General features: G+C 69.0%; 7 protein-coding genes. 6 read left to right on the forward strand and 1 reads right to left on the reverse strand.

The genetic code is table 11. The features are described 5' to 3' along the window. Nucleotides 1–974, forward strand: a 974-nt coding sequence (gene map / locus D7W82_RS16955) for a type I methionyl aminopeptidase (protein WP_120619350.1), incomplete at its 5' end; no start/stop codon positions are given. An 87-nt stretch (nt 975–1,061) separates the two neighbouring features. On the opposite strand, the gene pulA is transcribed toward map, so the two are convergent. Then, a complete protein-coding gene (pulA, locus tag D7W82_RS16960; protein ID WP_120619351.1) occupies nt 1,062–4,514 on the reverse strand; it encodes a pullulanase-type alpha-1,6-glucosidase in 3,453 nt (1,150 codons plus the stop codon). A gap of 417 nt (nt 4,515–4,931) precedes the next feature. On the opposite strand from pulA, the gene D7W82_RS16965 reads away from it, so the two are divergent. From D7W82_RS16965 to D7W82_RS16985, 5 genes are all read left to right on the forward strand, one after another. Beyond that, nucleotides 4,932–6,527 (forward strand): alpha-amylase family glycosyl hydrolase, encoded by a 1,596-nt coding sequence (locus tag D7W82_RS16965; RefSeq protein WP_199727770.1) that lies wholly within the window; start codon nt 4,932–4,934, stop codon nt 6,525–6,527. Nucleotides 6,528–6,610: 83 nt separating this feature from the next. Continuing rightward, nucleotides 6,611–7,705 carry an ABC transporter ATP-binding protein gene (locus D7W82_RS16970; RefSeq protein ID WP_120619352.1) on the forward strand — a complete coding sequence of 365 codons (1,095 nt, stop codon included), beginning with the start codon at nt 6,611–6,613 and terminating at the stop codon, nt 7,703–7,705. Nucleotides 7,706–7,725: 20 nt separating this feature from the next. Next, nucleotides 7,726–8,949 (forward strand): extracellular solute-binding protein, encoded by a 1,224-nt coding sequence (locus tag D7W82_RS16975; protein ID WP_120619353.1) that lies wholly within the window; start codon nt 7,726–7,728, stop codon nt 8,947–8,949. 13 nt (nt 8,950–8,962) lie between these two features. Further along, complete coding sequence (locus tag D7W82_RS16980) at nt 8,963–11,011, forward strand: carbohydrate ABC transporter permease (RefSeq protein ID WP_120619354.1); 2,049 nt, start codon at nt 8,963–8,965, stop codon at nt 11,009–11,011. Between the two features lie 3 nt (nt 11,012–11,014). Continuing rightward, nucleotides 11,015–11,902, forward strand: a complete 888-nt coding sequence (locus tag D7W82_RS16985) for a sugar ABC transporter permease (RefSeq protein WP_120619355.1) — start codon at nt 11,015–11,017, stop codon at nt 11,900–11,902. Nucleotides 11,903–11,913: the final 11 nt, after the last annotated feature.

The raw sequence follows: 11,913 nt of genomic DNA on the forward strand, positions 1-11,913 counted from the left end.
CCGCCGTCCTCCCCGGGCCCAATGATGCCTGCTGGTGCGGCAGTGGCTCCAAGTACAAGAAGTGCCACCGCGGCGCGGACACCGTGGAGGCCCGCCGGAAGGGCGGCGACACCAACCGCAAGGGCATCCGCCCGGGCATCGTCAGCCCCCGCCGCGTGGTGCCGCTCACCATCGGGCGGCCGGACTACGCGGACTCCGTGGCCGGCCGTCCCTCGCGCTCGCGCAACGAGCCGGACGTGAAGTCGGCGGACGTCATCGCCCGCATGCGCCGCGCCTGCCAGGCCGCCGCCCAGGTGCTGGCGGAGACCGCGCAGCACGTGCGCGTGGGCATCACCACGGACGAACTGGATGCCATCGCGCACGAGGCCTACCTCAAGCGCGGCGGCTACCCCAGCACGCTCAACTACCACAAGTTCCCCAAGTCGCTCTGCACCTCCGTCAACGAGGTCATCTGCCACGGCATCCCCGACAGCCGCGCGCTGGAGGACGGCGACATCGTCAACCTGGACATCACCATCTACCTGGATGGCGTCCACGGCGACTGCTCGGCCACGTACCTGGTGGGCAACGTGGAGCCCCAGCACCAGCGCCTGGTGCAGATTGCCAGGGAGTGCCTGGACCTCGGCATCGCCGCGGTGAAGCCGGGCCGGCCCATCAGCGACATTGGCCGCGCGGTGGAGGCCCACGCCGTGAAGAACGGCACCAGCGTGGTGCGCGCCTACTGCGGCCACGGCATCGGTGAGACCTTCCACACCGCGCTCCAGATTCCGCACTACTACGAGGCGGAGGCCACCACCGTCATGCAGCCCGGGATGGTCTTCACCGTGGAGCCCATGATCAACCAGGGCCACTGGGACCACCGCACGTGGAACGACGACTGGACCGTCGTCACCGCGGACGGCATGCGCAGCGCCCAGTTCGAGCACACCCTGCTCGTCACCGACACGGGCGCGGAGATCCTCACCGTCCCCTGAGGTCTTCCCACTCCTGAGACACCACGGGCCCCGGACGCGCTCTGACGCATCCGGGGCCCGCTTCATTTCCAGCTGGAGCCTTCAGCCCTACGCGCGGCGGCGGCGCAGCTTCAGCGCCAGGCCGCAGAGCAGCAGCAGGCTGGTGGCGCCCAGCGGACCGGGCACCGTGCTCTGGCAGTTGCAGCCGTCGGACTCGTCCGGGTCCCGCGGGTCACCCGGGTCCTGCGGATCCGGATCCGGGTCCACCACCGCGTCGTCGGTGACGAACACGGCGGTGCTGCGCGCTGGCACCGTGAAGCCGCCCGTGGCCGCGTCGTACGCGGACGTGCGCACCACCGGGTCCGTGGACGCCTGCAGCACCGGGTGCAGCTTGAGCTTCAGGGACTTGTAGCCGTCCGCCTTGAACGTCTGCGCGTCGTCCGTGCCGTTGAAGAGCACGATGGCGCGCTGGCCCTCCGCGTTCGTGCCGGGGTCCTGCATGGCCATCACGATGAGGCCCGGAATCTGGTCCGGGCCGGTGTTCTCGAAGTGCACCCACTGCTTCACCTCGTCCCCGGTGCGCAGGCGGAACAGCCGCGAGCTCTTGCGGATGGTCAGCATCTCCTCGAAGTGGTCGCGCGCCCGGAGGATGTCCGCCGACGCCGGCTTCAGCGCCGCGTCCGCCAGCATGGGCTTGAAGAGCGCCCAGCGGGCCCGCCCGTCGTCGTTGTTCTCCACGATGGGCAGCCCCACGCCCCAGTTGTTCGACTGGTAGGTCCAGTCAAGCTGGTTGAACCAGTCACCGGAGTTGTAGCTGTTGCGGTCCAGCGACTTGGAGCGCAGCAGCTCGTCACCCGCGTGGAAGAACGGGATGCCCTGGCTCAGCGCCACCAGCGACACACCCAGGTTGTTCATCCGCACGCGCTCGGCCATGGGCAGGTCGCGCCGCGCCTTCAACTGCACGGCGTCGAAGAGCGTCTCGTTGTCGTGCGCGGAGACGTAGGTGATGACCTCCTGCGGGTCCAGCGTGTAGCCGGCCGGGGCCCCATCGTTGTACTCCACCTTCTCGCCCACCACCGTCTTGCCGGTGCGGTCCACCAGCGAGTAGTCCTTCAGGTTGCCGGTGAGGCCCACTCGGATCCAATCGCCGTAGAGCAGCAGCTTGTCCTTCTGCGCCGCCTCCGTGCCCTGGTTCGTGCCGTTGGGGTCGGACAGCAGGCCGCTGATGAAGCCCTGGTCCTGCAGCCCGCTGAAGGGGCCACCGCCGCGGGCCGCGTCGCGCAGGCGGTCGTTGAACGAGCCGATGCCCGTGCCCGCCATGTTGACCTGCGTGGCGTTGGTGCCGCGCGCGTTCTTCGCCACCTCGCCGAAGTCCCAGCCCTCGCCGTAGACGTAGATGGCCTTGCCGTCCACGCCGTCCTTCTCCAGGGTGAGCCCGTCCAGCGTGGCGCGCAGCTTCACCATGTTGGACTTCATGTGGTGGCCCATCAGGTCGAAGCGGAAGCCGTCCACCTTGTACGCCTTCGCCCACGTCACCACGGAGTCGATGAGCAGCTTCTCCATCATCGCGTTCTCGGACGCGGTGTTCTGGCAGCAGGTGCTCGTCTCCACGTTCCCGTCGTCGCTGAGGCGGTGGTAGTAGCCCGGGACGATGCGGTCCAACACGCTCTTGGCGTCCTGCCCGGAGGAGTTGGTGTGGTTGTAGACCACGTCCATCACCACGCGCAGGCCGTGCTGGTTGAGCGCCTGCACCATCTGCCGGAACTCCACCGTGCGCGTCGTGCCCTGCGCGTTGGTGGAGTAGCTGCCCTCCGGCACCGTGTAGTGGTACGGGTCATAGCCCCAGTTGAAGCCGTCCAGGTCCGCCACGGCCTTCACCGCCGCCTGCTGCTGGTCGGAGTCCGGCGGCAGCGACACCAGGTCGCCCGCGGGGTGCTGCTGCGCCGCGCGGTCCTCGTTGATGGTCGCGATGTCGAACACCGGCAGCAGGTGCACGTGCGTCAGGCCCGCCTTCGCCAGCCGGGTCAGGTGCTTCATGCCGTCGGACTCGTGCGTGAACGCCTTGAACGTGCCGCGCTCGTTCTCCGGCACCGTCAGGTCGTTGATGCTGAAGTCGCGCGCGTGCAGCTCGTAGAGGACGATGTCCTCCGGGGCCTCCAGCACGGGCTTCGCCAGCGTGCTCCAGCCCTGCGGCGCGAGCGTGGGGTCCGAAAGGTCGACAATCTGGCTCAGCTCGCTGTTGATGGAGAGGGCGACGGAGTACGGGTCGGTGACGCGGTTGGTGACGACCTTGCCCTCCTTGCGGGCGTAGACCTCCACCTCGTAGAGGAAGTAGCGGTTCTTCCACGTCGCGTCGCCCGTGGCGCTCCAGACGCCCTTGTCGCCGGCCGTCATGGGCACGCGGGTGAAGGTGGACGTGGGGCTGCCGTCCGCGAACAGGAGCAGGTTCACGCTCTTCGCCGTGGGGGCCCACAGGCGCAGCGTGGGGATGCCGTTCTCGAACGTCGCGCCCAGCGCGCCGTCATACGCGTCCAGGTCGTCCAGCACTCCCGCGAGCTGCGCGCTGGTGGCGTCCAGCATCACGCCCGCCGCGCTCGTCGCGGACAGGGCCACCTGGCCCTTGAGCCACGTGGCCGCGTTGGCCACGTCCGCCTCGGCCAGCTTCAGCACCGTGCGGCCCTGGAGGTTCTTGAAGCGCTCCGCCTGCGCGGCGGTGAGGCCCGCGGGGTCCACCGTCAGCGTCACCGCCGTGCCGCCCTGCACGCCGGTGCTGTTCAGCGTCATGCCGCCCGTGGGCGCCGTGTGCAGCTTGAACACCGTGCCGGCGGGCGCCGCGACCTCCGGGCTCCACACCACCGTGTCGCGCGAAATCCAGTGCGCCCGCGCCAGCAGCAGGTCCCCCGCCGGAGCGTCCGCGGCCCGGATGGTCACCTTCTTGGAGGCACCGGAGTCGAAGGTGATGATCATCTCCTGGTTGTCCCGCTCCACCGCGAAGGCCGCGTTGCTGCCCGGGTACGCGGTGCCCCAGTTTTCGTCGAGCGCGACCTTGCACTCGTAGGTGCCCGCCGTCAGGGCCGTCGTGGTGAAGGTGTAGATGCCGTCGCCGTCCGGATCCTGCATCATCGTGCGCAGGCAGTCCGGCTGCCAGTCATCCGGGCAGCCCAGCTGCTTCTGGAGCGTGCCCGCCACCGTGGCGATGGTGCTGGAGCGGTTGCTCGTCACGTACAGCGTGTTCGCGTCGAAGTAGAACTTCACCGCGCCCGCCGCCGCCTGGTTCAGCACCACGTCCGCGCCGCCGGGGCCGCCGTGCGTCTGCGACAGCGAACCGTCCAGCGCGACCTTGAAGTGCCAGGTGCCCACCGGCACGTTGAACGTGCCCTGCCACTTGTCGTCGTCCGCGTCGTACGTCAGCGCCGTCTGCGCGCAGGTGGGGTCGTTGTTGGCCGCGCAGCCGGCGCCCGTCTGCAGGTCGCCAATGACAGTCACCGACGTGGGCGCCGCCAGCGACGACATGGGAAGCAGTGCGGCGAAGAGCCCGCCGAACGCGAGCGCTCGCGTCATGCGGGGTACTGCGAAGGGAACTCTCAGGGGAAACCTCCAGGGGGGCGGAAATTTCCGGGCACGGTAGCAGCCACCCCTGTCGCGGGTGATCCACCGTCTGCTTTCAGGGGTTACAGGACCCCCTGGATGATCCGAGTTGGGACCGGCACATCCACCCCAGGACGTCGGATGGAAAGGGTGCCCAATCGAGACGCGGTGCGGCAGGAACCGCGCGCTCCGTTGAGTCCGCCCGCGCCATGCGTCACACGGGTGTACAGAGGAAGACATCCGGGGCATGCCGCGTTGCGCCATCAGCCGATTGTTCCGACGACCCTTCACCCCTTTCAAGACTGTTGGATACAGTGCCGCGCCCAGATGTCCTCCAGCCTCCCCTGCCCACAACCGAACGCTGTCCCTCTCCGCGGTCGGTGGCGCCCGATGCTCCAGGGACTCGTCGCCCTGTGTCTGGCGGGGTGCGCCACGGCGCCCACCCCGACGCAACCCGCGCCGGAGTCCGCCGCGACACAGCCCGCCACGCCGGTGGCGCCCGCTCCCGCCCCCGAACCCGTGAAGGAGGCCGCGCCCGCGCAGCCCGCTCCGGCTTCCGCCCAGGCTCCCCAGGCTCCGGTGACGAAGGAGCCCGCGCGGCCCTGGGCGGACGAGGTGCTGTACTTCGTGGTGGTGGACCGCTTCGCGGACGGCGACCCCTCGAACAACGAGAAGGGCGACGTGAAGGAGGCGGGCACCTTCCACGGCGGCGACCTGAAGGGGCTCACCGGGAAGCTGGACGAGCTGTCGTCGCTGGGCGTGACGGCGCTGTGGGTGACGCCGCTCTTGAAGCAGATCCCCGGCTTCGTCACCGGCTCCGGCTTCCCGGACTGGGGCTACCACGGCTACTGGGCGGACGACTTCCACGCGTTGGATCCGCGCTTCGGCACGGAAGAGGACTTCAAGGCGCTGGTGGACGCGGCGCACGCGCGCGGCATCCGCGTGCTGCTGGACGTCGTCTACAACCACCCGGGCTACAACTCGCGCTACCTGAAGGACCACCCGGACTGGCTGCGCTCGGAGGACAAGGGCACCTGCGGTTCGGATGACCTGACGACGTGCGTGGCGGGCCTGCCGGACTTCAAGACCGAGCGCCCGGAGGTGGCGAAGTACCTGCTGGACGCGCAGATCGACTGGGCGAAGCGCTCCGGCGTGGACGGCTTCCGGCTGGACACCGTGAAGCACGTGTCCCACGACTTCTGGAAGGAGCACCGCCGCCGCACGCGCGCGGAGATCTCCCCGGACTTCTTCCTGCTGGGCGAGGTGTGGGGCGGCGACGTGGAGGTGCTGGCGCCGTACTTCACCCCGGACGAGATGGACGCCGGGTTCGACTTCGCCTTCCAGGGCAACGCGCTGGCCTTCGTCCAGGGCCGTGGCCGCGCGGTGGCGTTCGACCGCTACCTCCAGTCGCGCGCGAAGGTGACGCCGGGCCACCACCTGTCGCACTTCCTGTCGTCGCACGACGTGGACGGGGCGCTGCACCAGCTGCAGGGCAACGTGCCCCTCTTCCGCCTGGCCGCCACTCTGCAGCTCACCGCGACCGGCATCCCCGTCATCTACTACGGCGAGGAGGTGGGCCGCGCGGGCGGTGACTGGCCGCAGAACCGCAGCGACATGCCGTGGGGCAAGCAGGCGGTGAAGCCCGGCGCGGGAAAGAAACGCGACGAGGCATTGCGCGAGTATTACAAGCGCCTCATCGCCATCCGCCGCGCACACCCGGCCTTGTCTCGGGGCACGCACGCGCCGCTCTCCACCGAAGGCGATGTGTATGTCTTCCAGCGGCGCGACGAAGCGTCCGGCGACACGGTGGTGGTGGCGGTGAACCGCGGCAAGACGAAGGGCACGGTGTCGGTGCCGTGGCCGGAAGGTTGGACGGGCGTCGGCGAGGTGGAGGATCTGCTGAACGGTGGGCGGACGAAGGCTGGCGCCACGCTGGACCTGGCGCTCCCGCCGCTGTCCGCGCGCATCCTCGGACGCGTGCCGTGAGGCACCCGGCGGTGCATGCGCAGAACCTGACCCGGACGTGCTGTTGTCACCGGCGCGAGCGGGGCTCTTGCTGGAGAACCTAGATGGCCGGCGTGTCGTTCAAGGACGTGGCGAAGCGGTACGGAGACGTGTCGGTCATCGAGGGGCTCAACCTCGATATCCGCGACCATGAGTTCATGGTCCTCGTGGGGCCGTCCGGTTGCGGCAAGTCCACGGCGCTCCGGATGATCGCCGGCCTGGAGGAGATCTCCGGAGGCACCATCTCCATTGGTGAGCGCGCGGTGAACGCGCTGCCGCCGAAGGACCGGGACGTCTCCATGGTGTTCCAGAACTACGCGCTCTACCCGCACATGTCCGTGCGGCAGAACCTGGAGTTCGGCCTCAAGATCCGCAAGACGCCCAAGCCGGAGATGGACAAGCTGGTGGACGAGGCGGCGGAGATTCTGGGCATCACGCACCTGCTGGACCGCAAGCCCAAGGCGCTGTCCGGCGGCCAGCGCCAGCGCGTGGCCCTGGGCCGCGCCATCGTGCGCAAGCCGGCGGTGTTCCTCTTCGACGAGCCGCTCTCCAACCTGGACGCGAAGCTGCGCGTGCAGATGCGCTCGGAGATCAAGAAGCTCCAGCACCGGCTCCAGGTCACGTCCGTCTACGTCACGCACGATCAGATCGAAGCGATGACCATGGGCCACCGCATCGCGGTGATGAAGGACGGCAAGCTCCAGCAACTGGGCACTCCGCTGGAGGTCTACGAGAAGCCGGTCAACGTGTTCGTGGCGCAGTTCATCGGCACGCCGCCCATCAACATGCTCACCGCCACGCTGGACGCGGACGGCGCGTCGCTCACCGGTGACGGCTTCAAGCTGCCGGTGCCGCAGAAGCTGCGCGCGGCGACGGCGGGCAAGGGTGGCCGCAAGGTGAAGGTGGGCCTGCGCCCGGACAACGTCCTGCCCGCGGGCACCGCCGCGCGCGGTGAGTCCGCCCCCGCGGAGGCGCGCGTGGAGCTGGTGGAGCCGCTGGGCAACGAGCTCATCGTGCACGCCCGCCTGGGGGACAACCCGCTGGTCTTCCGCCTGCCGCCCCAGGCGACTCCGGAGCCCGGCGCCGCCCTCCCCGTGACGGTGGAGCTGGAGTCCCTGCATCTCTTCGACGCTGAATCCGAGCTTCGGCTTTCCGTTTGATACCCCGGAGGATTTTCCCAATGACGCACCTGCGAACGCTGCTCGCGGCCCTCTGTCTGTGCGCAGTCGGCCTGTTGCCCGTCCCGTCCTTCGCCGCCACGGAGCTGGTGCTCTGGCACGCCTACCGCGCGGAGGAGAAGGCCGCGCTGGAGAAGGTGGTCGCCGAGTACAACAAGGCCAACGAGGGCAAGGTCAAGGTCACCACGCTGGCGGTGCCCTACGACGCCTACGCGGACAAGATCAGCGCCACCGTGCCGCGCGGCAAGGGCCCGGACCTCTTCATCTTCGCGCAGGACCGCCTGGGCGGCTGGATTGAAGCGGGCAACACGGTGGAGCCCATCGACTTCTTCCTGGATGACGCGACGAAGAAGCGCTTCATCCCCACGACGATGGAGGCGATGACCTACCGCGGGACGGCGTACGGCCTGCCGCTGAACTACAAGGTCATCACGCTCATCTACAACAAGAAGCTGGTCCCCACGCCGCCCAAGACGTCCGGCGAGATGGTGACGATGGCCAAGAAGCTCACCGACGCGAAGGCGGGCCGCTTCGGGCTCGCGTACGCGTACAACGACTTCTACTACCACGCGGCGGTGATGAACGGCTTCGGCGGCGGCGTGTTCGACGCGAAGAACGCCCCCACGATGAACTCGCCCGCCAACGTGAAGTCGGTGGAGCAGGTCCTCAAGTGGAAGAACAAGGACGGCATCCTGCCCGCGGAGCCCTCCAGCGCGCTGATCACGTCCCTCTTCAACGAGGGCAAGGCCGCGATGGTGTTCTCCGGCCCGTGGTTCCTGGGCGAGGTCTCCAAGGACGTGGAGTACGGCCTGGCGCGGCTGCCCACGCTGGATGAGAACAAGGGCACGCCGCTGAAGCCCTGGATGACGGTGGAGGGCGTGTACGTGGCCGCCCCGTCGAAGAACAAGGAAGCGGCGTACGACTTCGCGAAGTTCCTCACCGACGCGGGCCCCGGCAAGACGCTGGCCCTGGAGGGCCGCCAGAGCCCCGCGAACCAGGCGGTGTACCAGGACGCGAAGGTGTCCGCGGACCCGCTGCTCAAGGCGATGAAGGACCAGGTGGACGTGGCGGTGCCCATGCCCAACCTGCCGGAGATGTCCATGGTCTGGACCCCGGCCACCAGCGCGATGAACACCGTGTTCAAGAACACCGCCACCCCCAAGGCGGCGCTGGACGCGGCCCAGAAGAGCGTGGCGAAGGACGTCGCCGGCCTGCGCAAGAAGTAAGTGAGGAGCTGAAGTGAGCCAGAACGCCCCCCAGCAGCCCCCTTCCGCGGCCGGCGCCCCCACGCCGGTCCCCACCGCCCAAGGCAACTCCGCGCCGGACCCTTCGGCTCCGGGGCCTGCTGGCCGTGCGGGCGGCTACCGGGGGCGCGTGCTGGTGGGGCTCGCCCTGGCGCTGGGCGTGTCCCTGTTCCTGGCGCACGGCCTGCTCAAGCGCGCCAACCAGGAGCGCGCGGCGGAGCGCGAGCAGCGCACCGCCACCGTGGCCCTGCTGGGGCTGGCGGACCTGGTGCAGCGCGCGGGCGGCACGGGCGACGGCGTGAAGGCCGTGGTGGAGGGCTGGCCGGGCGTGCCGGGCAGCTCCGTGCGCGTCATCGCCTTCAGCGGCATCAAGCTGGAGGCGTCCACCTTCCCGGATGACACCGGGGACAAGGCGGCGCCGCGCCGGCTGTCGCGCGACGAGAAGCCGCTGTACGACCGCGGCCAGCGCCTGCGCGCCGCGGTGGAGACGAACCGCGAGGAGGGCAGCGCGCGCAAGGCGGAGGTGGAGTCGGAGCTGCTCGACAATGGCGCGAGCCGGCTGCTCTCCGCGCCCGTGGAGGTGGACGGGCAGGTGGTGGGCTCCGTGGAGTCCCTCACCCCGGCGGTGGTGAAGGGTGAAGCGCCTTCCTGGACGCCGGTGCTGCTGGCGTTCCTGCTGCCCCTGGCGGCGTGCGCGGCGGCGGTGTTCGCGCTGTCGCGTCAGGGCGTGCGCGTGGCGGTGGCGGCGGCGCTGTTCCTGGCGGGCCTGGGTGGCTACACCGTCTACTCGCTGCGCGCGCTGGACGCGGAGCTGCGGCAGACGGAGGGCGCGGTCAGCGCGGAGCTGCGCACGCGCGGCGAGAAGGCCCAGGCGCTGATGACCGCCAACAACCTCAACCCAGAGCCCGCGCTGAAGCCCGGCGCGTGGGACGCGGACGCCATGCGCCGTCCGCTGGGCCGGCTGACGGAGTCCGGCGCGCCGGATGAGGCCAGGCTCGCGGCGGCGGGCGCGCAGGTGCGCGGCAACGCGACGAAGGCGCTGGGCGCGCTGGGCGTGGTGGGGCTGGCGGTGCTGCTGTTCATCGGCCTGGGCGCGCTGCACCGGGCGGTGGCCACGGCGGTCGAGTTCCGGCAGGCCTACGCGTACATCATGCCCGCCATGGTGGGCATGGTGGTGCTGGTGTTCTTCCCCTTCGCCTACGGCATCACGCTGTCGTTCACGGACGCCAACCTCTACAACAGCAGCCAGCCGCTGTCGGAGTTGTGGGTGGGCTTCCGCAACTACGTGGACATCCTGGGCGACTTCAGCTTCGCGAAGACCGCGGCGGACGGCTCGTGGGTCTTCAACTACCTGAACTTCTATTACACGCTGCTCTTCACCATCGTGTGGACGGTCACGAACGTGACCATCGGCGTGACGGTGGGCCTGCTGCTCGCGCTGGCGCTCAACGTGCCGAATCTGAAGATGCGGCCGGTGTACCGCGTGCTGCTCATCCTGCCGTGGGCCATGCCCAACTACATCACCGCGCTCATCTGGAAGGGCATGTTCCACCAGCAGTTCGGCGTGGTGAACCACGTCATCCGGATGTTCGGTGGGGACGGCCTGGCGTGGTTCGATTCACCCCTCACGTCGTTCTTCACGGCGCTGGCCACCAACGGCTGGCTGTCCTTCCCGTTCATGATGGTGGTGTCGCTGGGCGCGCTCCAGTCCATCCCGGGTGAGCTCTACGAAGCGGCGCGCGTGGACGGCGCCAACCGGTGGCAGCAGTTCACCGCCATCACGCTGCCCGCGCTGAAGCCCGCGCTGGTGCCGGCGGTCATCCTGTCGGTGGTGTGGACCTTCAACATGTTCAACATCATCTTCCTGGTGACGGGCGGCGACCCGGGCGGCTCCACCGAAATCCTGGTCACCCAGGCGTACAAGTTCGCCTTCGAGCGCTACCGCCACGGCTACGCGGCGGCGTACTCCACCGTCATCTTCGGCATCCTGCTGCTCTACAGCATGGTGCAGAACCGCATGAGCCGCGCCACGGAGGCCGCGTAACCCATGGCGCTCTTCTCTGAACGTCGCGAAGGCATCCCGCACCTGCCGCTGCACGCGGTGCTCATCGCCTTCACCCTCTTCACCATCTACCCCATCCTCTGGGTGGTGAGCCTGGCCTTCTCCGGCAAGCAGAGCCTGGCCATCGCCACGCTGCCGGAGAACCCCACCTTCTGGGACCGGCTGCGCGCGGTGACGCCGTGGCCGGAGACCTTCAGCGTCTCCAACTTCGCGTCGGTGATGGCGGATCAGCCGTTCGCGAAGTGGATGCTCAACAGCGCCATCGTGGCCATTGGCACCACGGTGCTGGGCGTCTTCATGGCGTGCACGGCGGCGTATGCCTTCAGCCGCTTCAAGTTCCCCGGCCAGCGCGCGGGCATGATGGCGTTCCTCGTGTCCCAGATGTTCCCGGGCACCCTGATGCTGATTCCCCTCTACATCATCCTGGTGCAGTGGCTGGGCCTGGGCAGCAGCCGGCTGGGGCTCATCATCGTGTACGCCACCACGTCCATCCCGTTCAGCGTGTGGATGCTCAAGGGCTACTTCGACACCATCCCCAAGGACCTGGAGGAGGCGGCGCTGATGGACGGCGCGTCTCCGGGGCGCATCTTCTGGAGCATCATCCTGCCCCTGGCCAAGCCCGCGGTGGCGGTGACGGCGCTGTTCAGCTTCATGACGGCGTGGAACGAGTTCATCCTCGCGGCGACGTTCATGGACCAGGAAGCCATGTACACGGCGCCGGTGGGCCTGCGCTTCTTCGTGGGCGGCTTCAGCCAGCAGTGGGGCTACTTCGCGGCCGGCTCCATCATCGTGTCCGTGCCCGTCGTGTTCCTCTTCCTCTTCCTTCAGAAGTACCTCGTCTCCGGGCTCACCGCCGGTGGCGTGAAGGGTTAGTCCCGCGGTCT

It is taken from the genome of Corallococcus sp. CA049B, from assembly GCF_003611685.1.
Taxonomy (GTDB): Bacteria; Myxococcota; Myxococcia; order Myxococcales; family Myxococcaceae; genus Corallococcus; species Corallococcus coralloides.